The following is a 20225-nucleotide window of genomic DNA, read 5'->3' as shown; positions in this document are numbered from 1 at the left end:
TCGTGTTCTCTCAAAAACATGCTGCTGTTTGCCGCGACGACAAAGACCGCGCCACATTAATTTTTCTGGCGCCAGAATACACCTAATCGGCGCCGAAGAGATCGCGGGTATACACTTTTTCCATTACATCAGACAATTCCGGCGCCATTCGGTTCGACAGAATCACGTCGGATATCTGTTTGAACTCATCCAGACTGTGAATCACGCGGGAACGGAAGAACTCCGACTCTTTCAACGCCGGCTCATACACCACCACGTCGATCCCTTTGGCCTTGATGCGCTTCATTACCCCCTGAATCGCGGAAGCACGGAAGTTATCAGAGCCGGTTTTCATCACCAGCCGGTAGATACCGACCACTTTCGGACTCCGTCTGATCACGGAATCGGCGATGAAATCCTTGCGGGTAGTGTTGGCGTCGACAATCGCCCGAATCAGGTTGTTCGGCACCGATTCGTAGTTAGCCAGCAGTTGCTTGGTATCCTTCGGCAGGCAGTAGCCGCCATAGCCGAACGACGGGTTGTTGTAGTGCTGGCCGATACGCGGGTCCAGCCCGACGCCTTCGATGATCTGTTTACTGTCCAGCCCCAGAGTCTGGGCGTAGGTATCCAGCTCGTTAAAGTAGGCCACGCGCATCGCCAGATAGGTATTGGCGAACAGTTTGATCGCTTCGGCTTCGGTTAAACCGGTAAACAGCACCGGAATATTGGTTTTGATGGCCCCTTCCACCAGCAGGCGGGCAAAACGCTCGGCGCGTTCAGAACGCTCTCCCACCACGATACGGGACGGATACAGGTTGTCGTACAGCGCGCGGCCTTCACGCAGGAACTCCGGCGAGAAGATGATATTTTCAGTGCCGAACTGCTCGCGAACCTGCGCGGTATATCCCACCGGAATGGTGGATTTGATGATCATCACCGCGTGCGGATTCACTTCCAGCACCTTGCTGATCACCGCTTCCACCGAGCGAGTGTTGAAGTAATTGGTTTTCGGATCGTAATCCGTCGGCGTGGCGATAATGACGAATTCCGCATCCTGATAGGCGGATACGGCATCCAGCGTGGCGCGGAAATTCAGCGCCGGGTTACGCAGATAGGCTTCGATTTCCTTATCCACGATGGGGGAGATGCCTTTGTTGAGCATATCCACTTTTTCGGCGACGATATCCACCGCGACCACTTCATTATGCTGCGCCAGCAGCATGGCGTTGGACAAGCCAACATAACCGGTACCCGCAATTGCAATTTTCATCATCTGTCCACATTCATCCTACGGGGTAACACACTGTACCCGCCACAGAACAATAGCAAAGCCGCAGAGACGTCCGCTGCGTAATGCCGTCTATACCCGCCATACTTCAAGTCGCAGGTGCGTTGGCTTTCCTCGCTCACCCCAGTCACTTACTTATGTAAGCTCCTGGGGATTCGCTGCGTCGCCGCCTTCCTGCAACTCGAATTATTTGGGGTATATATTTCTCTTTATTTCGCTCAGGCCTGATAGAAATCCCGGTACCAGTCCACGAAGGCCTGTACCCCTTTTTCTACCCCTACCTGCGGTCGATAGCCTGTCACAGCGAACAGGTCGCTGGTATCGGCATAGGTCTGATAAACGTCGCCAGCCTGCATCGGCATGAAGTTTTTTACTGCCTCACGCCCCAGCGCCGACTCCAGCGCGGTTACGAAATCCATCAGCCGCACCGGGCTGCCGTGACCGATATTGTAGAGCTGGTACGGCGCGGAACTGGTGGCCGGCGAACCGCCTTCCACCGTCCAGTCGGCGTCGCGTCCCGGAATCTGATCCACCATGCGCAGCATGCCTTCCACAATGTCGGTGACATAGGTGAAATCACGCCACATATCACCCTGATTGTAGATATCGATCGGTTCGCCAGCCAGAATCCGGCGGGTGAACTTGAACAGCGCCATGTCCGGACGCCCCCACGGTCCATACACCGTGAAAAAGCGCAGCCCGGTGGTCGGCAGGTCATACAGGTGCGAATAGGAGTGCGCCATCAGTTCATTGGATTTCTTGGTCGCGGCATACAGCGAGATCGGGTGGTCGGTCGAGTCGGCGGTGGCGAACGGCGTTTTGCTGTTCAACCCGTACACCGAGCTGGAAGAGGCGTAAATCAGGTGACCGACGCCGTTATGACGGCACCCTTCCAGCACATTCAGATGCCCGATCAGGTTGCTTTCCGCATACACCATCGGGTTTTCCAGCGAATAACGCACCCCAGCCTGCGCGGCGAGGTGGATAACGCGCTCGAATTTTTCCGCCGCGAACAACGCCGCCATCGCCTGGCTATCCGCAATATCTATCCGCTCAAAATGAAAACCGGGCAGCGCGCGCAGTTTCGCCAGCCGCGCTTCCTTGAGCGATACCTCGTAATAGCTGTTGAGGTTGTCGATCCCCACCACCGTATGGCCGGCGGCGCAGAGTGACTGACAGGCATAGAAGCCGATAAAGCCGGCCGCGCCGGTAACAAGAAATTTCATTCAGGAACTCTTAACGTGACTTGAATGGCGGAGATAATACCATCCACCGCCCTGATTCAGCACCCGCTAACCACTGAAAACATGCAGAGGGTGCCAGAGATCGCCTCAACACTGACGCAACAGCGCCAGAATCGTACGGGTTTTTTCCTCCATCAGTCGGGGATTCTGCCGCGACTCCACATTGAGCCGAACCACCGGTTCGGTGTTGGAACGGCGCAGATTAAAACGCCAGTCGGTAAACGTCAGGCTGATGCCGTCGGTTTCATCCACCGCCAGCGCCTGCGGTTCCCAGGCGGCGCGCACGCGGGCAATCGCCGCGGCCGGGTCGGTCAGCAAGGAGTTGATCTCGCCGGAAGCGGGATACGCCAGCATCCGCTCGCTGACCAGCTGCGACAGTGAGCGCCCACGCACCCCGATCAATTCCGCCACCAGCAGCCACGGGATCATGCCGGAATCGCAGTAGGCGAACGACCGGAAGTAGTGATGCGCGCTCATTTCACCGCCGTAAATGGCGTCCTCCTTGCGCATCCGTTCTTTGATGAACGCATGACCGGTTTTCGACATCACCGGATTACCGCCTTTGCCGGTAACGATATCCACCGTGTTCCAGGTCAGACGCGGGTCATGAATGATGGTGGAGCCCGGCGCCTTGTTCAGGAAGGATTCCGCCAGCAGCCCGACGATGTAGTAACCCTCGATAAAACGCCCCTGATGATCAAACAGGAAGCAGCGGTCAAAATCGCCGTCGAACGCCACGCCGAAATCCGCCTGATGTTCAACCACCGCGCGGGCGGTATCCGCCCGGCATTCCGGCAACAGCGGATTGGGAATGCCGTTAGGGAACGTGCCGTCCGGCTGATGGTGGACCTTGAGAAAGGACACCGACGCGCCATGACGGCACAGCTCCGCTTCCAGCGCATCCACGACGTGACCGGCGGCGCCGTTGCCGCTGTTGATGACGATTTTTATCGGCGTCAGATTGCGCGGGTTGATATACGACATCAGGTGCTCGATGTACGGTTTCAACGCCGCCAGAGGCTCATAGCGCCCGCGGCGCTGCGGGTCGGCGGGCGCAAAGCGGTTTTCCTCCGCCAGACGCTGGATATCCTTCAGTCCGCTATCACCGCTGATGGGTTGAGAACCGGCGCGCACCAGCTTCATCCCATTGTAATTGATGGGGTTGTGGCTGGCGGTGACCTCTATCCCGCCGTCCATCCCGAAATGGAAGGTGGCGAAGTAGACTTCCTCGGTGCCGGACAGGCCGATGTCATACACATCCACCCCGGCGTCGCGCAGGCCATCGGCCAGCGCTCGCTTCAATGATTCGCTGGTCAGCCGAACATCGCCGCCCACCACCACACGCGTGGGTTGAATCACCTCGGCGTAGGCGCGTCCGATCCGGTAGGCGATGTCTTCATCCAGTTCGGTTCCCAGTTCACCGCGAATATCATAGGCTTTAAAACAGGTTAATGCGGGCATTGTCCTTCTCCCTTCATACCCGACCATAGCGGTCATGCAAACGGACGATGTCGTCCTCTTCCAGGTAATGACCTGAGCGGACCTCAATCACCACGAGGTCGATCAGGCCCGGATTTTCCAGCGTGTGCACCGCGCCGGGTGGAATAAAGGTGGACTGGTTTTCCGCCAGAAAATAGGTCTTGTCATCCACCTGAACCCTGGCGGTCCCCGCCAGCACCACCCAATGTTCAGCGCGGTGAAAATGCTGTTGCAACGACAGCCCCTGACCGGGGTGCACGACCAGTTTTTTCACCCGATAGTGTTCGCCGGCATCGATATTGCTGCTCTTGCCCCAGGGGCGGAACGACTCGGTATGATCGCGGAACTGGTGCCGGTTTTGCGCTTTCAGGCGTTCCACTACTTTCTTGACGTCCTGCGCCCGTTCTTTGGCGGCCACCAGCAATGCATCCCCGGTGTTGACGATGATGACGTCGTCGATGCCGATGGTCGCCACCAGCGACGAGGACGAAGAAACGTAGTTGTTGCGGCTATCCAGCGCAATCACATCCCCCACCGTCACGTTGCCCTGCTCGTCTTTTTCCGACACCTCCCACAGCGACGACCAGGAGCCGACATCGCTCCAGCCGGCGTCAAAAGCGATCACCACCGCATCGCGGGTTTTCTCCATCACCGCGTAGTCGATGGAATCGCCGGGGCAGTCGGTAAACGCGCGCGACTCCACGCGAATAAAGTCCATATCGCGCTGGCTGCGCGCCATCGCCACACGGGTCAGCTCGTAGATATCCGGCTGGTTCTGTTGCAGTTCATCCAGATATTTCGCCGCGCGGAACAGGAACATGCCGCTGTTCCAGCAATACGCGCCGGATTTCAGGTAACGCTCGGCCGTCGCCAAATCCGGTTTTTCCACGAATTCGTCTACCGCGAAGCCGCCGCCGGACAACGCGCCGCCCGTCTTGATATAGCCATAACCGGTTTCGGGGCACTCCGGCACGATGCCGAAGGTCACCAGCTTATCGTCGTGGGCATAGGGCAACGCCTGGCGGATCGCCTGATGGAAGTTATCGGTTTTCCTGATCAGATGATCGGCAGCCAGCACCAGCAGCAGGCTGTCCGGATCGGTCTTGACGCTCAGATGGGCCGCCAGCGCAATCGCCGGCGCGGTATTACGCCCAACCGGCTCCAGAATGATGTTGCCCCCCAGTTGCTGTTGCTCGCGCAACTGTTCCGCGACCAGAAAACGGTGCTCCTCATTGCAGATCACCAGCGGTCGTTGCTGCGCCAGAAACGACAATCCCTGCAACCGCGCCAGGGTATTCTGCAACAGGCTGCGGTTGCTCTCGTCGCCTAATGGCAGAAACTGCTTGGGAAACAGCTCACGCGACAACGGCCATAGTCGGCTGCCGCTACCGCCAGCCATAATGACAGGAATAACGTTAGACATATCGCACCTTGATAAACTTGATAAATATGTGGCGGCTATTGACGCGATCAACGTAATTGACGTGAATTACGTTATTAACGTGATCGCCATTCAATAGCCGAAAATAAATTCAGTCCGTCGTCTCAGGCTTTAACATTGCCGGATACGCATTAACCCAATAGCAATGGGCTTATCAGAAAGCGTGCAGAAAAATTAATTACAGCGAGGGTGCTTGCCGCGAAAAAAAGCCTGCGTGGCAACCATAACGGTTTTAAAGCGTAATCGAACAAACTGTTTTAACAGCCGCCAGCCAAGATGGTAATACAAGTGAAACTGGGGATAGCGGCGGGCTGAAATAGCCAGATCGATCAGGTTCTCTGCAATTCTGAATTCGCTTTCCTTTTTTTCCGAACGGGAAAGCCCATGCTCCAGATAACAGCTGCTTCTCAGCACAAATTTTTCACCGGACGCGCTCAGGCGATGTATGCGGCGAAACACGCTGACATCCACGCCGTACAGCGCGTAGTTTTCATCAAACAGCGACAGGCCACGCCGTTCGAAAACATCCCATAACCGGCGGTGGATAATCAGCCCGGAGCCGATGGAAAAGGCCGTCGCCGGGTCCAGATCCTGATAACTCAGTACAATTTCCCCTTTGGATACCGGGTAATAGGTTTTGTAATTAATGCTGGAAATAATCCGCGGGCATTCAATATCCGCCTGGGTGTGCTCCACCGCAAACCAGAATGATTCATTAATGGTGGTGTCATCATCCAGAATAACCCATCGTTCCACCTGCAGGTTATTGGCGATAAACCGATTGTATACCTGGCTCAATGGCTGGTTTTCCAGACAATTAACCAATTCCACCTGTTCATAAATCGTTTTCAGCCGCAGAAAAAAGCTGTCTTCTTCGGAAATACGAAAAGGACCATTATTATGAATAGTCAATTTTATAGATTTAAACGGATGCTGAATCAGCGTCTGCAAGGTTGTAGACGACTCCAGTCCCTTATTGTACAACACCACCAGAATTGCATTTTTAATCATGACTCTCTCTCCTGGCAAAACAGGATTGCAATGACGACTCCATTCAGATGCACGATATTTCCGTGTTGCATCATGAAATGCTGGCGCGGCGGTTATTTTATTGGGGCATCCCTAACATCCGGTTACCCAGAATGTTCTTTTTCATCACCATAAAAAAGAACACCACCGTGATGATGAACTCGGTCGCGCCCACCGCAATCGCGACCCCATATACGCCCCACCATTGGGCAAAGAAAAACAGATAGGAAAAATGGCACAGCAGACCGATGAAATAGACCCGTTTCAGGTAGATGCTGAGCCCGGCAGGAATAATGATCAGGTTAACCAGAATAATCGACAACGAGATCACAAACTGGGTAACGATCATGATGGTCAGCAAATGCCCGATATCGTATTCCTTGCCGAAGACCCAGTGGATAATCGGCGTCCCCACCAGCAGATTGCCCAGAAAAGCGCTGGCGGTGAGCAAAGAAAACATCATCATGACCTTCATCAGCCGGGCCCGAATAGCCGGGTACTCCAGGCGGTTGTAAAGGCTGCAGATATGGCTGAAATTGCCTTGCACGATCGGGTTATACAACTGGCGCAGCACCGATGCCAGCCGATCCGCCACCGCGTAGTGACCCAACGTGGCGTCGCCGAACATAAATTTGATCACCACCGGATTCAGATAAGTAAAACCCAGCGTGAACAATGACGCGGAAAAGTTGTGAAAACTCTCCCGGATTTCGTCGGCCACCGTATGCCGGTTTACGCCGCTGAGCTGCCAGCTCACCGATTCGCGGCGTTTCAACTGACACTGAATCACCAGCCCGACCAGCACCGGCGGAAACAGCTGAATCACCGACGCCAGATAAATATCCGCTGGCGAGCTGACCAGCAGAAAGATCAGGCCCAGCGCCAGCGCACGGAACACCAGGTTCAGGATAGCCAGATGCGAGTTCTTCCCCAATCCCTGAAACAGCCAGGCGGCGGACAGCAGCGAACTCAGCGAGGACGCCAGCCCGATGAAGAACAGGATGCCGTCTATCTCCGACTGAGCCGTCAACAGGTCGACTACCGTCCCCGCCGCCATCACTATCAGGAACAGCAATGTTTTGGCGCATTGCACATTCGAGTACAGGGCATTGATGGCCGCCATATCGCCAGCATGCGCGCTGACTTTTCTGGCGGCCGAGAAGTTAAAACCAAAATCGACAATAAACAACGCGATAAAGCTGATGGACTGGGCGTAACTGAGCTTGCCAAAGAACTCCGCGCCCAGCACTCTGGCGAGATAAGGAAAGGTCGCCAACGGCAGCAGCATATTGGAAATCTGGATGATATAGAGATAGATAACCTCGCGCTTTATTGTCTTTTTGTCACTCATACCATCCACCAGATTGCACAGCTCAGCAGTTTCCGCTCGCCGTTACGGGCGCGCCGCATCAACGACAGCTTACTCAGCACCCCCGCTTCTCCGCGAATCACCCGCAGAAAATCGCTGCTGTCGGACTGATGCCGCTGGCAAAAACTTTTCAGGGCGGTCAACATCATGCGGCTGTGCTTGTGACCCGTGGGATAGCCCCTGAGACACAGCAGGCTGTCCGGCAGCAGGCGTTTTCGCAGGATACCGGGCACGCCGACGGTATTATTGCCGTGCTGGCGATACTTGATCAGCGGCCTATCCACATACGCGATCTTCCCGCTGTGAGCGGCGATCATCGCAATCCACCAGTCATGCATGCGAATGTCGTCCGGCATCGGTTCCATCAGCTGTTTCAATGCGCGATTGAACAACATGGCGCAGCCAGGAATATGGTTGCTGACCACAAAGTCTTCCGGCTGGCTGGCCGCCGAGGACTTGATCGACGCGCGATAGAAGGAGGGATAGATCGGCCCCAGCACCGCATCCACGATCTCCAGATCGGAAAACGCCAGCACCGGCGTCTCCCCTTCCTGTTCGTGCGCTTTAACTTCGTTCAGCAACCGCTCCAGCTTTTCCGGAACCCAATAATCATCCTGATCGCACAAAGCGATATAGCGGTCTTCACAGCAGGCAATGGCGCGGCGGAAGTTTTTCATCGCGCCCAACCCGCCTTTGCCGGGATAAAGGCGGACTTTACCCTGCTGATAGAGTTCATGGCTCCGGATTACCTCCAGCGTGTTATCACGGGAACCGTCGTCGCACACATGGATGATAAAGTCCTGATGCGTCTGATGCTGGATGGAATCCAACTGCTGTCTGACATAACGGCCACCGTTATAGGTAGCCAACGCGATACTGATCCGATCGTGACCTGTCATCTCTGTCAACCGAAGATAAGGAAATACGAGAACGATGTGCGGTATACCCGCCCTCTCCCGAGCTGCAGGCGCACTGACCGTACAAATCCGCATCAGGGATTCGCCCGGTTATCGCCTGCAACTCGAAAGGAAGAGGGCATCACGCCCCCACGGGTTTACCGCGCCTGAACATCATCAGACCAATTTGGGGATGATAACGCCCAACGCCTCCCGCCAAGCGGACGGCTGAATACCCAGCCGGGCGATTTTGCCGCAATCCAGCGTGGAATAAGCCGGCCGCGCTGCCGGCGTTGGGTACTGCTCAGTGGTAATGGCGTTGACCACCGGCGTTCGGGTCAGCAGTTGCTGCTCGCCGGCGATGGCGAAGATGGCGCCGGCAAAATCATGCCAGGACACCTCTTCATCGCCGCAGAAGTGATACAGACCGGCGTCGGCCTGCTGTTGCAACAGGCTGATGATGGCGTCGGCAATATCGCCGGCATAGGTCGGGCAGCCGCGTTGATCGGCCACCACGCCGAGGGTATCCCGCTCCCGCCCCAGCCGCAGCATGGTTTTGACAAAGTTGTTGCCGTACTCGCTGAAAACCCAGGCGGTACGCACAATCTGCGCCGCCGGATTCACCTTCAGCACCGCCCGCTCGCCATCCAGCTTGGTCTGACCGTACACGCCCAGCGGGTGGGTGGCGTCGGTTTCGCTATACGGCCGGGTCGCCGTACCATCGAACACATAATCGGTGGAGACATGGATAAAGCGCGCGCCCAGGTGACGGGCGGCGCGAGCCAGATATTCCGGCCCGGCGACATTGATACGCGCCGCCAGCTCGGGTTCCGACTCCGCCTTGTCCACCGCGGTATAGGCCGCGGCATTGACAATGGCGTCCGGCTGCCACGATTTCACCGTAGCCTGCACCTGCGCCTCGTCGGTGATATCCAGCGAGTCCGTATCCGTCGCCAGCACCGACCACCCGTCCGGCAGCCGATCCTGAAAGCAGCGCCCTAACTGACCGTTAGCTCCGGTTAACAAGACTTTCATGCCCATAACTCCTTAAAGGATTTGCCCTTTTTATCCTTTTCCGACAACAGGGGGGAGGCTATCGGCCAGTCGATAGCGATATCCGCATCGTTCCATAGCAGGCAGCCTTCGTGAGCCGGGTTATAGTAATCGGTGCATTTGTATTCGAAATCCGCCAGTTCGGACAGCACCAAAAAACCGTGCGCCAGACCGGGCGGGATCCAGAACTGGGTCTTGTTTTCTTCCGACAGCACTATGCCTTCCCAACGGCCGTAGGTCGGGGAATCCGGGCGAATATCCACGACGACGTCGAACACCTCGCCGCGCACCACTCGCACCAGTTTCCCCTGCGGATTGGCAGTCTGAAAATGTAACCCGCGCAACACGCCTTTGGCCGAGCGGGAATGGTTGTCCTGTACAAAGTCCAGGTCGATATCCAGCATGTCCTGATAACGATTTTTCTCAAACGTTTCCAGAAAAAAGCCTCTGGCATCACCGAAGACCTTGGGCTGAATGATTTTGACGCCCTGAATGGCGGTATCATGAACTTGCATATCACATCCCTGTAAGTAACTGGGCCAGATACTGACCGTAGTGGGTTTTACCAAGGTACCGGGCTTCATCCGCCACCTGTTCGCGGGTCAGCCAGCCTTTGCGGAACGCGATCTCCTCCAGACAGGCGACCTTGAAGCCCTGCCGCTTCTCAATGGTGCTAATGAACTGGGAAGCCTCCAGCAGGCTGTCATGGGTGCCGGTGTCCAGCCAGGCAAAGCCGCGCCCCAGGACTTCCACATTCAGGTTGCCCTGTTGCAGATACATTTCATTGAGCGTGGTGATTTCCAGTTCGCCGCGCGCCGAGGGTTTAACCTGCTTGGCCATTTCCACCACGTGGCGGTCATAGAAATAGAGCCCGGTCACCGCCCAGTTGGACTTCGGTGTGCTGGGTTTTTCTTCCAGCGAAATCGCCTGATTGTTGTCGTCAAATTCCACCACGCCAAAGCGCTCGGGGTCCATCACCTGATAACCGAAGACGGTGGCGCCTTCGGTGCGGGCGGCCACGTTTTCCAGCTTCTTGCCGAAGCTCTGACCGAAGAAGATGTTGTCGCCCAGCACCAGCGCGCACTGATCGCCGCTGATAAAGGTTTCGCCGATCAGAAACGCCTGCGCCAGACCGTCCGGCGAAGGTTGCTCGGCGTAACAGAGATTCACGCCGAACCGACTGCCGTTGCCCAGCAGCCGACGATAGGCAGGCAGATCATCCGGGGTCGAAATAATCAGAATGTCCCGGATACCGGCCAGCATCAGTACCGAAATCGGGTAATAGATCATCGGTTTGTCGTAAATGGGCAACAGCTGCTTCGATACCCCGCGGGTAATCGGATAGAGTCGCGTTCCTGAACCGCCTGCCAGTACAATGCCTTTCATTGAACTTTCCTTAACTAGAATACGATTAAAGGGTTAAACCTAAGCGTTCACCGGTATAGGAGCCATCCTTAACGCTGCGCCACCAGGCCTCGTTCGCCAGATACCATTCCACCGTTTTACGGATGCCGGACTCGAAGGTTTCCTGCGGTTTCCAGCCCAGTTCACGGTAGATTTTCGACGCGTCGATCGCATAACGCAGATCGTGCCCCGGCCGATCGGTCACATGGGTGATCAGCTCGTCGTAGTGGCGGATGCCTGCCGGCTTCTCCGGCCGCAGTTCATCCAGCAGGGCGCAGATGGTTTTCACCACCTCAATGTTTTTCCGTTCGTTATGACCGCCAATGTTGTAGGTCTCCCCAACCTCGCCGGTGGTCACGACGGTGTAGAGCGCCCGGGCATGATCTTCGACGTATAGCCAGTCACGGATCTGGTTGCCCTTGCCGTAAACCGGCAGCGGTTTTCCTTCCAGCGCGTTGAGAATCATCAGCGGAATCAGTTTTTCCGGGAAATGATACGGGCCGTAGTTGTTGGAGCAGTTGGTCACCAGCGTCGGCAGACCGTAAGTCCGCAGCCAGGCGCGCACCAGATGATCGCTGGCGGCTTTGGAGGCGGAGTACGGGCTGCTCGGCGCGTAAGGCGTGGTTTCCGTAAACAGATCATCGGTGCCGTGCAGGTCGCCGTACACTTCATCCGTGGAGATGTGATGGAAGCGGAAAGCCGCCCTGCTCGCCTCCGGCAGCGCCGACCAGTAATGCCGCGTCGCCTCCAGCAGGGTGTAAGTCCCGGTGATATTGGTTTCAATGAAAGCGGAGGGGCCGTCGATGGAACGATCGACATGGCTTTCCGCCGCCAGATGCATGACCGCATCCGGCTGAAAGGTCGCAAACACCCGATCCAGCCCAGCCCGGTCGCAGATGTTGACTTTTTCAAACAAAAAACGGGGATCGGATGCCACTTCTTTCAACGACGCCAGATTACCGGCATAAGTCAGGCAATCCACCACCATTACCCGGTCCTGAGTGTGCTGAATGATATGACGCACCACGGCTGAACCAATGAACCCAGCCCCACCCGTTACAAGAATATTCATGAATAGTGACCTTTCAGAAATGTGTTAATACGCGGATTTACTCACAAATCCTTTGAAGATTGTCAAAAATATAATCTTGATATCCAGCCAGACGCTCCAGTTCTCGATATAGAAAAGATCGCATTCCACCCGCTTTTCCATCTTCTCCAGAGTATCGGTTTCACCGCGCCAACCGTTAATTTGCGCCCAGCCGGTGATACCTGGCTTCATTTTGTGCCGCAGCATGTACCCCTTGATCAGCTTACGATACTGTTCGTTGTGCGCCACCGCGTGCGGACGCGGCCCGACGATCGACATTTCGCCGCGAATGACATTGATGAACTGCGGCAGTTCGTCCAGCGACGTGCGGCGCAGAAAAGCGCCCACCGGCGTCACACGCTTGTCGCCTTTGCTGGCCTGGATCACGGTATCGCCGTTCTCCATCACCGTCATACTGCGGAATTTCCACACTTCTATCGCCTTGCCATCCATGCCGTAACGTCTCTGCCGGAAAATCACCGGCCCCTTGGAGGTCAATTTGACCAGCAACGCAATACCCAATAACAGCGGGGAAATAAGCACAGTAATAATCGACGCGGCCACAATGTCTTCCAGACGTTTGAGCAAACGGTTCACGCCGCTCATCGGCGAATCATACAGCGACACCACCGGAATACCGTTGATGATGTCGCTGCGCGACTGCAGCACGTTGAACGCCAGAATGTCGGGCACCAGCATCACGGTACAGGTGGTATCCGTCAGTTCCGACATCAGGTGGTTGATCAATTCCGCTTCCTGCAGCGAGAACGAGACGTAAATCTTGTCCAGATCCCCTTTGCGGGCCAGCCGAATCAGCTCCTCCACATTCCCCAGACAACGCACGCCATTGCGCTCATAGCTGTACTGGAACTGGCTGTTTTCGGAAAAATAGCCAATGATGTTCAACCCCATCCAGGGCGCCTGCTTGATGCTCTCCGCCAGATAAGGCCCGGAGGGTTGCGCGCCGATAAACGCCACATTGACCTTGTTGTAACCCATTTTTCGCAGATATTGCACCACTACCCGAATCAGGGTGCGTGATATCACAAATCCCGCCACGGTAAATAAAAACCAGACCGCATGAAAATGATAACCGATATATTGATTCGGCACCAAAGATAAAATACCGGCACCGAAGGTGACGCTGACACCCCAATTAATAATCAGGGTACGGATTTCGGTATAAATACCGACACCACGCCACGAACGATAAAAATTGGTAAAACCCGCCAGCAACTGGAAGACGGAGAAACTGATTAAGGCGATCAAATACGACGCCGTCGATATCTCTTTTTTTGTCACCAGGCATGCCAGCAGCACGCTGATAAAGATTACAGTCATATCAGAAAAACGCTGTAATACTGAAACCAGCGAGGGAATAGCATAAATTACACTCTCTTTTTTCCTGACCATAGTCGTTCACCTGTACGAGTAGAAGTTATTGCCAGAATCTTTTATGCATACTCAGTTTCCTGATTAAGCCATGAGGTATTTTCCGATAATGTTGCCCTAATTTATATCCTGCGATTTTCAGGGCATTGTGCACGCATGCACGAGGGATCCACAGATAGTTATTTTCTTTCATGAGATAACGGAGCTCGGAAAAAACAAACCGCTTTCCTTCGCCGCCGGCGCCGCCAAATTCCTCCCTAATCCATTTTTCGTCGCAGTGAAATACACCGATATCAAAATAACGCTTGAACTCCTCCACCGGCGTATAGTTGTGCGAATGTTTGACCGCCGCATCCGCCACATACGCCACCCGGTATCCGGCCAGTACCGCCTGAGCCGCCAGATACATATCCTCGCTGAGAATAGTGTTGGACGGAAATCCGCCCAGTTCATGAAAGGTTTTCGCCCGATAAGCCGCAAACGAGTTGGAGGTAAACACCGTCTTGATGCCATAGTGCGACTTGTCCATCAGCCCCAGTACATGACTGCTGGTGCTGTAATTGAAACGGCGCGCATGGCAGGCCAGCGGATTGGCGTCGTCGTGCGGCAACTGGCGGCCGTAAGCCACCGCCACCTGCTCGTCCTCAAACGCCGCCAGCAGTTCACAAATAAAATGGTGCTGGGGAATGGCGTCCTGGGTCAGGAACACCACCACGTCGCCGTCGCTCATTGCCACACCGAGATTGCGCGTGCCGCCGTGGTTGAATTCGGCGGACGTAATGGTGTGACACCGAAAACCGTAGCGAGCGGCCACGTCGCGCGAGTTGTCGCGTGACGACGAATCAATCACCAGCACCTGCTGCGGCGGCAGTTGTTCGGCGGTCAGGCAGGCATGCAGCGACGCCGCGCATTGCTCCCAGATTTCACCGCCGTTATAAACCGGAACCACAAAATTGACTTTCATATTCGATTCTCTTGCACACCTGAAAAGTGAAAAAACAGTCGTCAAAGTGAAAAAACGGTCGTCGATTTCGCTACACAGCGCGTCGGCTTCAGTGCCCCAATACGCGTAACGTTTCAGATGCGCACTGCTTCCATGTCAGCGACCGGGCGAATGCCGCGCCCTTTTCCTGCATGCCAGCCGGGCCATGACCGGTCACTAATTGGTTAATTCCCTCGGCGATGGACTCCACCGACAGCGGGTCGACCAGAATCGCCCGCTGTTCGCACAGTTCCTTCATTGACGTGGTGTTGCTGGTCAGCACCGGCAGCCCGTAGCACATCGCTTCCAGCGGCGGCAGCCCAAACCCTTCGTACATCGAGGGGTAGCAGAAGCCGCGCGCATGCTGGTACAGGCTCACCAACGCGTCATCGCTGACATGGCCGGTAAAAATGACTGCTTCGCTATCAACCAGCGCTTCGGCGCCGTCATCCCCGAACACCCGCGATACGCCTTTCTTACCCACAATCACCAGCCGGATGTCGGAACCGCTTTCCTGTCTGAAACGCAGAAATGCCTTGATTAATCTGGGAATATTCTTCCGCGGCTCCAGCGAACCCACCGACAGCAGGTAGTCCCCGTCCACCACCGGCGCGCTTTTTTCCGTCGCACTCCCGTCGGCATCCGGCTGCAGCACGTCCACGCCGTTGTAAATCACCGAGACCTTGCTCTCCGGCACGCGCAAATGGTGCATGATGCGTTCCTTGGAAAATTCGGAAATGGTGATGATGTGTTCCACCTTTTTCGCCAGCCGTGGCTGCATGAATTGATACCAGGCGACAAATTTTTTATTCAGCCATTCCGGATGATCAAAAGGCACGGTGTCGTGAATAGTGACGATTTGTTTTTTAATCAGCAGCGGCCCCGTATTACAGGGAGACCACAATATTTCCCGCGAAGCAATTTTTCGCGGCAGAGAAAATTGCTCCCACAAATGTCCCTTCATGCCATAAATGATATTATCAGGCTGTATTGATGCCACCCTGACGCCGACAGTGGAAATATAATCAATAATCTTTTTGGTATAGCGTTGCACGCCGGTAGTATGTCCCAGCAGATTACGTGTATTCACATACATGAATGACATCCCCTTCCGGTTACACCGAATGGTGTAACCGTTTAAATAAAAGACAGTGATTGTTTCCGGATTCCTTTATTCCAAAAATAAGCCAATCATAAAGCCGTATTCCTTATTTTTTTATTCCGTTTGATTCCGCGGGCAATAAATCGCGCCGTCGGCTTTCGGGTATAAGCATTTTCACATAGACCTTTTCAAATTCCCCGGCGATGGCGTCAGGTGTAAATGCATGTAATGTTTCGGGACCAAGTGGTTTGATATGTTTATTTATGACCTCTTCAAGCGAGCACTCTTCCATAAAATAGATATTCGGCAGCAGGGACGATAATTCGCTCACCGCTCCCACTCGATTAGTCAGCACCACTTTTCCATAAAAGATGCTTTCCACCACTACCCGACCGAACGGCTCATGCCATTTCACCGGCAGCACCACCACATCCACCTGCTGCATGAAGTCTTCCAGGCTGACAAACCCCAGCAGCGTTACGCCGCTGTCCCGGGCTTCCTGCACCAGCGGGTTATCCGGCGTGATGCGCCCCGCGGCATAAAAGGCATACTCCGGACGATCGCGGTAATGCCGGGCCAGTACGCAGAAATCATCAAATCCCTTTTCCACCGCCAACTTGCCGATAAAGCCGATGCGCCTGAACGTCTTACCGGCCTCCCCCGTCGTCGCTGGCTCTGGCGTCTGACCGGCTTCCAGCACGATGTCATAAATAAACGCGTGGTATACCTGGGGGAAAAACCCCGCATTGCGATGCAACTCGAAAATAAACCGGCTGATGCCGACATAACCGTCCACCAGACGGCTGCACCGCCGTTTCAACCAGGACATCAGACGAATGCCCACAGACGCCGGATCCTGATTCTTTCCTCCGCGAAACAGGGTCACATTGTGATGAAACAGGTAGTAATCCCGGCTGGTATGCAAGATTTTCACCCCGCAGGCTTTCGCCGCCGACCAAACCGATACCGAAAATCCGGCAATATTGTTGGTATGCACCAGATCCGGCGAGAAGGCCTGGATCACCTCCATCGCGGCGCGGCGCATATCAACGTTGTAGTAATCTTTCAGGTGCCAGCGTACTTTCTGGAAGAAAGATTTTTTTTCGCCATCAAACGGCCAGTAACAGTTGGCCAGCGGCACATAGCACACGGCAACACCGTTAATAACCGTTTCACGACGCTGGTTTTCCGGCGTCAGGCACAGTACCAGCACCTGATGCTGTCGTCGCACCAGCGCTTCCGCCATCAACTGCACGGACACCTCGGCCCCACCCACTTTGTACGGGTGGTACAGGGTGTTGATAATCAGAATTCGCATATAGAGTTGTCCCCGGCAAATACGGGGTGCCTTATTCAGGCACCAGACGGCGTGGCCGTCCTATTCCGTATCAAGAAAATAGTCTTATAAGTCATAACCATAGCCGTACTAACCCAGAGCATTTAAAGCAATGTGTTAAGGACAACATCCTTGATGTGGCGACACCGTTATTGCCAGTGCGGCTTTATGCGTTTCCTTTTTTCGGTAACCCGTCGACAAGGACAACATCGCGCCTTAATCGACGGGTCTGCGTCAATCACTCCCACTTCGCCTCACGCGCCGAACCTATCGTTGAGTACGTTGTGGTAGGCCTGCTCGTACTCCTGCGCGATCCGGTCGGGAGTAAAATGCGCCAGTATTTCAGGGCAAAGCGGTTCGGCGAGCCGCTTCACCACCTCATCCACCGAGATCTCTTCCATGAAATAGATGTTCGGCAACAACGCGGCCAGTTCGGCGACGCCTCCCATTCGGTTGGTCAGCACCACTTTTCCATGGAAGATGCTTTCCACCACCACCCGCCCGAACGGTTCATGCCATTTCACCGGCAGCACCACCACATCCACCTGCCGCATAAAATCTTCCAGGCTGATAAACCCCAGCAGCGTCACGCCGCTGTCTCTGGCTTCCTGGATCAGCGGGTTATCCTGCGTGATGCGCCCCGCAGCATAAAAGGCATAGTCGGATCGATTACGGTAGTGCCGGGCCAGCGTGCAAAAATCATCGAATCCCTTCTCCGCCGAAAACTTGCCGATAAAACCGATCCGCCTGACATCCTCTTTAACCAGGCAGCTATCCCCGACGCACTCCACCGCCGGCACCGTGTTGTAAATAAATGAATGGCGCGCATTAGGAAAAAAACCCGCTTTGCGATGCAGTTCGAAAATAAACCGGCTGATGCCGACATAACCGTCCACCAGACGACTGCACCGCTTTTTCAGCCAGCACAGCAGACGAATGCGGATGGATTCCGGGTCCTGATTCTGGCCTCGATGAAACAGGGCCGCATTATGGTGAAACAGGTAGTAATCCCGGCTGGTATGCAAAATTTTCACCCCGCAGGCTTTCGCCGCCGACCAGACCGACACGGAAAATCCGGCGATATTGTTGGTATGCACCAGATCCGGCGCGAAGGTCCGGATAACCTCCATCGCGGCGCGGCGCATATCAACGTTGTAGTAATCTTTCAGGTGCCAGCGTACTTTCTGGAAGAAAGATTTTTTTTCGCCATCAAACGGCCAGTAGCAGTTGGCCAGCGGCACATAACACACGGCAACGCCGTTAATAACCTCGTTACTGCACTGTTTTTCCGGCGTCAGGCACAGTACCAGCACCTGATGCTGTCGCCGCGCCAGCGCTTCCGCCATCAACTGCACGGACACTTCAGCTCCACCCACTTTGTACGGGTGGTACAACGTGTTGATAATCAGAATTCGCATACATTGTTGTCCCCGGCAGATTGTTGTCCCAGGCAGAGAGGGTTGCCTCCCCGGTAGATACGGGATGCATCAGCCAGGCACAGATGGCATGGCTGCCCGTCTCCGCACCCAAAATCGTGTTATAGCCGTATTAACCCAGAGCGTATAAGCAATGCGTTAAGGACAACGTCCCTGATGGCAACCCTGTCGCGTCCTGCGCCACGTTATGCGTATTCCTCTTTCCTCCTCCGTCGGCAGGGACAAGATGGCGTCTTGTCCACCGGTTCTTCCTCACTTCATCAATCAACACGTTTCGTATCAGGCGCCGAGCACATTGTTGTAGGCCTGCTCGTACTCCTGCGCGACCCGGTCAGGGGTAAAATGCGCCAGCATCTCGGGGCAAAGCGGCTCGGCGTGCCTTTCCACTTCCTCATCCACCGAGGTCTCTTCCATGAAATAGATGTTCGGTAATAAAGAGGCCAGCTCGCCGACGCCTCCCATCCGGTTGGTCAGCACCACTTTTCCATGGAAGATGCTTTCCACCACCACCCGGCCGAACGGCTCATGCCATTTCACCGGCAGCACCACCACATCCACCCGCCGCATGAAGTCCTCCAGACTGACAAACCCCAGCAGAATCACCCCGCTCTGGCGCGCTTCTTCTACCAGCGGGTTATCCTGCGTGATGCGCCCCGCGGCATAAAAGACATAGCCGGAGCGGTTGCGGTAGTGTCGGGCCAGCGCGCAGAAGTCATCGAACCCCTTCTCTGGCGAAAACTTGCCGATAAAACCGATCCGCCTGACATCGTCTTCGCTCGGTTCGTTCTCTCCGGCGTCGTCCACCGCCGGCACCGTGTTGTAAATAAACGCATGGTGCGCGTTGGGGAAAAACCCGGCCTCCCGGTGCATCTCGCAGATAAACTGGCTGATGCCGACATAACCGTCCACCAGACGACTGAACCGTTTTTTTACCGCCGACATCAGGCGAATGCCCGCCGCATCGGGATCCTGATTCTGACCAGCGGAAAACAGGGTCGCGTTGTGGTGAAACAGGTAGTAATCCCGGCTGGTATGCAGAATTTTCACCCCGCAGGCTTTCGCCGCCGACCAGACCGACACGGAGAACCCGGCAATGTTATTGGTGTGAACGATATCGGGCGAAAACGCCTGAATTTCCTGCATCACCGCCACGCGCATGTCACGGTTGTAGTAGTCCTTCAGGTGCCAGCGTATTTTCTGACCGGAAGAGTGCTTCTGACCATCAAACGGCCAGTAGCTGTTCGCCAGCGGCAGATAACACACCGACACGCCGTTAATTACCTGCTCGCTGCGATGCGGATCAGGCGTCAGGCACAGCACCTGTACCTGGTGTCCGCGTTGCACCAGCGTTTCGGCCAGAAGCTGGACCGAGACTTCAGCCCCACCCACTTTATAAGGGTGATATAAGGTATTGATAATCATGATCTTCATATTATCTATCCTTGTTTTTAATTCTTTATGTTCAGGGACCCATTTCCGCTTCTGCGAAATGGACCGGCACGCCCTCCCCGAGGGCAGAGATGCGGCTGGCGTGCACTCCGGCATAACACCAGCTATCTCTACAGCTATTTCCACTGCCTTTACCGCGACTTCCCTTACCCGTTATCGCGTGTCAGTCACCATCATTGACCCGCTGTTTTTCACATCCATCCTTGTCAATCCGGCCTTGCAAACATCCTGTTTCTTCTATTCATCCTGTTTCTTC

Annotated in this window: 17 protein-coding genes; all 17 read right to left on the bottom strand. The window is 55.1% G+C overall.

Annotated features, from left to right (window positions below):
- Window positions 1–82 precede the first annotated feature (82 nt).
- The gene (locus tag DXXMK7_RS06505; RefSeq protein WP_038920852.1) at window positions 83–1249 is read right to left on the bottom strand and encodes a nucleotide sugar dehydrogenase; all 1167 of its coding nucleotides are present in this window, start codon (window positions 1247–1249) and stop codon (window positions 83–85) included.
- A 236-nt stretch (window positions 1250–1485) separates the two neighbouring features.
- Complete coding sequence (locus tag DXXMK7_RS06500) at window positions 1486–2493, bottom strand: NAD-dependent epimerase (RefSeq protein WP_038918369.1); 1008 nt, start codon at window positions 2491–2493, stop codon at window positions 1486–1488.
- A gap of 105 nt (window positions 2494–2598) precedes the next feature.
- A complete protein-coding gene (gene cpsG / locus DXXMK7_RS06495) occupies window positions 2599–3972 on the bottom strand; it encodes a phosphomannomutase CpsG (RefSeq protein ID WP_038918368.1) in 1374 nt (457 codons plus the stop codon).
- A gap of 13 nt (window positions 3973–3985) precedes the next feature.
- Window positions 3986–5413: a mannose-1-phosphate guanylyltransferase/mannose-6-phosphate isomerase gene (locus DXXMK7_RS06490; RefSeq protein ID WP_038918367.1), complete on the bottom strand. Its 1428-nt coding sequence runs from the start codon at window positions 5411–5413 to the stop codon at window positions 3986–3988.
- A 192-nt stretch (window positions 5414–5605) separates the two neighbouring features.
- Window positions 5606–6442 carry a glycosyltransferase family 2 protein gene (locus tag DXXMK7_RS06485; protein WP_038660640.1) on the bottom strand — a complete coding sequence of 279 codons (837 nt, stop codon included), beginning with the start codon at window positions 6440–6442 and terminating at the stop codon, window positions 5606–5608.
- A 97-nt stretch (window positions 6443–6539) separates the two neighbouring features.
- A complete protein-coding gene (locus DXXMK7_RS06480) occupies window positions 6540–7811 on the bottom strand; it encodes an oligosaccharide flippase family protein (protein ID WP_038918366.1) in 1272 nt (423 codons plus the stop codon).
- Entirely contained in the window at window positions 7808–8728 is a 921-nt protein-coding gene (locus DXXMK7_RS06475) for a glycosyltransferase family 2 protein (protein WP_038918364.1), read from the bottom strand. Before DXXMK7_RS06475 ends, DXXMK7_RS06480 begins: the two co-directional genes overlap by 4 nt.
- A gap of 174 nt (window positions 8729–8902) precedes the next feature.
- Window positions 8903–9760: a dTDP-4-dehydrorhamnose reductase gene (gene rfbD, locus DXXMK7_RS06470; RefSeq protein ID WP_038918363.1), complete on the bottom strand. Its 858-nt coding sequence runs from the start codon at window positions 9758–9760 to the stop codon at window positions 8903–8905.
- A complete protein-coding gene (gene rfbC, locus DXXMK7_RS06465) occupies window positions 9757–10293 on the bottom strand; it encodes a dTDP-4-dehydrorhamnose 3,5-epimerase (RefSeq protein WP_038918362.1) in 537 nt (178 codons plus the stop codon). Before rfbC ends, rfbD begins: the two co-directional genes overlap by 4 nt.
- 1 nt (window position 10294) lies before the next feature.
- Complete coding sequence (gene rfbA / locus DXXMK7_RS06460; protein ID WP_038918361.1) at window positions 10295–11164, bottom strand: glucose-1-phosphate thymidylyltransferase RfbA; 870 nt, start codon at window positions 11162–11164, stop codon at window positions 10295–10297.
- Window positions 11165–11189: 25 nt separating this feature from the next.
- The gene (gene rffG, locus DXXMK7_RS06455) at window positions 11190–12254 is read right to left on the bottom strand and encodes a dTDP-glucose 4,6-dehydratase (RefSeq protein ID WP_038660659.1); all 1065 of its coding nucleotides are present in this window, start codon (window positions 12252–12254) and stop codon (window positions 11190–11192) included.
- A gap of 24 nt (window positions 12255–12278) precedes the next feature.
- The gene (gene wcaJ, locus DXXMK7_RS06450) at window positions 12279–13685 is read right to left on the bottom strand and encodes an undecaprenyl-phosphate glucose phosphotransferase (protein ID WP_038660661.1); all 1407 of its coding nucleotides are present in this window, start codon (window positions 13683–13685) and stop codon (window positions 12279–12281) included.
- 25 nt (window positions 13686–13710) lie between these two features.
- Window positions 13711–14628, bottom strand: a complete 918-nt coding sequence (locus DXXMK7_RS06445) for a glycosyltransferase family 2 protein (protein WP_038918360.1) — start codon at window positions 14626–14628, stop codon at window positions 13711–13713.
- Window positions 14629–14716: 88 nt separating this feature from the next.
- Window positions 14717–15742: a glycosyltransferase family 1 protein gene (locus tag DXXMK7_RS06440; RefSeq protein ID WP_038920851.1), complete on the bottom strand. Its 1026-nt coding sequence runs from the start codon at window positions 15740–15742 to the stop codon at window positions 14717–14719.
- Between the two features lie 112 nt (window positions 15743–15854).
- Entirely contained in the window at window positions 15855–17066 is a 1212-nt protein-coding gene (locus tag DXXMK7_RS06435) for a glycosyltransferase family 4 protein (protein ID WP_038918359.1), read from the bottom strand.
- Window positions 17067–17338: 272 nt separating this feature from the next.
- Window positions 17339–18502: a glycosyltransferase gene (locus DXXMK7_RS06430; RefSeq protein WP_038918358.1), complete on the bottom strand. Its 1164-nt coding sequence runs from the start codon at window positions 18500–18502 to the stop codon at window positions 17339–17341.
- 297 nt (window positions 18503–18799) lie between these two features.
- Window positions 18800–19951: a glycosyltransferase family 4 protein gene (locus tag DXXMK7_RS06425; protein WP_038918357.1), complete on the bottom strand. Its 1152-nt coding sequence runs from the start codon at window positions 19949–19951 to the stop codon at window positions 18800–18802.
- Window positions 19952–20225: the final 274 nt, after the last annotated feature.

It is taken from the genome of Dickeya sp. MK7, from assembly GCF_000406305.1.
Classification (GTDB): Bacteria; Pseudomonadota; Gammaproteobacteria; order Enterobacterales; family Enterobacteriaceae; genus Dickeya; species Dickeya fangzhongdai.
This window is presented reverse-complemented; position numbering and strand designations above follow the sequence as displayed.

Bases quoted from the DNA above. Each gene is read 5' to 3' on its own strand.
- DXXMK7_RS06505 (WP_038920852.1), bottom strand. From the start codon at position 1,249: ATGAAAATTGCAATTGCGGGTACCGGTTATGTTGGCTTGTCCAACGCC.
- DXXMK7_RS06500 (WP_038918369.1), bottom strand. From the start codon at position 2,493: ATGAAATTTCTTGTTACCGGCGCGGCCGGCTTTATCGGCTTCTATGCC.
- cpsG (WP_038918368.1), bottom strand. From the start codon at position 3,972: ATGCCCGCATTAACCTGTTTTAAAGCCTATGATATTCGCGGTGAACTG.
- DXXMK7_RS06490 (WP_038918367.1), bottom strand. From the start codon at position 5,413: ATGTCTAACGTTATTCCTGTCATTATGGCTGGCGGTAGCGGCAGCCGA.
- DXXMK7_RS06485 (WP_038660640.1), bottom strand. From the start codon at position 6,442: ATGATTAAAAATGCAATTCTGGTGGTGTTGTACAATAAGGGACTGGAG.
- DXXMK7_RS06480 (WP_038918366.1), bottom strand. From the start codon at position 7,811: ATGAGTGACAAAAAGACAATAAAGCGCGAGGTTATCTATCTCTATATC.
- DXXMK7_RS06475 (WP_038918364.1), bottom strand. From the start codon at position 8,728: ATGACAGGTCACGATCGGATCAGTATCGCGTTGGCTACCTATAACGGT.
- rfbD (WP_038918363.1), bottom strand. From the start codon at position 9,760: ATGAAAGTCTTGTTAACCGGAGCTAACGGTCAGTTAGGGCGCTGCTTT.
- rfbC (WP_038918362.1), bottom strand. From the start codon at position 10,293: ATGCAAGTTCATGATACCGCCATTCAGGGCGTCAAAATCATTCAGCCC.
- rfbA (WP_038918361.1), bottom strand. From the start codon at position 11,164: ATGAAAGGCATTGTACTGGCAGGCGGTTCAGGAACGCGACTCTATCCG.
- rffG (WP_038660659.1), bottom strand. From the start codon at position 12,254: ATGAATATTCTTGTAACGGGTGGGGCTGGGTTCATTGGTTCAGCCGTG.
- wcaJ (WP_038660661.1), bottom strand. From the start codon at position 13,685: ATGGTCAGGAAAAAAGAGAGTGTAATTTATGCTATTCCCTCGCTGGTT.
- DXXMK7_RS06445 (WP_038918360.1), bottom strand. From the start codon at position 14,628: ATGAAAGTCAATTTTGTGGTTCCGGTTTATAACGGCGGTGAAATCTGG.
- DXXMK7_RS06440 (WP_038920851.1), bottom strand. From the start codon at position 15,742: ATGTATGTGAATACACGTAATCTGCTGGGACATACTACCGGCGTGCAA.
- DXXMK7_RS06435 (WP_038918359.1), bottom strand. From the start codon at position 17,066: ATGCGAATTCTGATTATCAACACCCTGTACCACCCGTACAAAGTGGGT.
- DXXMK7_RS06430 (WP_038918358.1), bottom strand. From the start codon at position 18,502: ATGCGAATTCTGATTATCAACACGTTGTACCACCCGTACAAAGTGGGT.
- DXXMK7_RS06425 (WP_038918357.1), bottom strand. From the start codon at position 19,951: ATGAAGATCATGATTATCAATACCTTATATCACCCTTATAAAGTGGGT.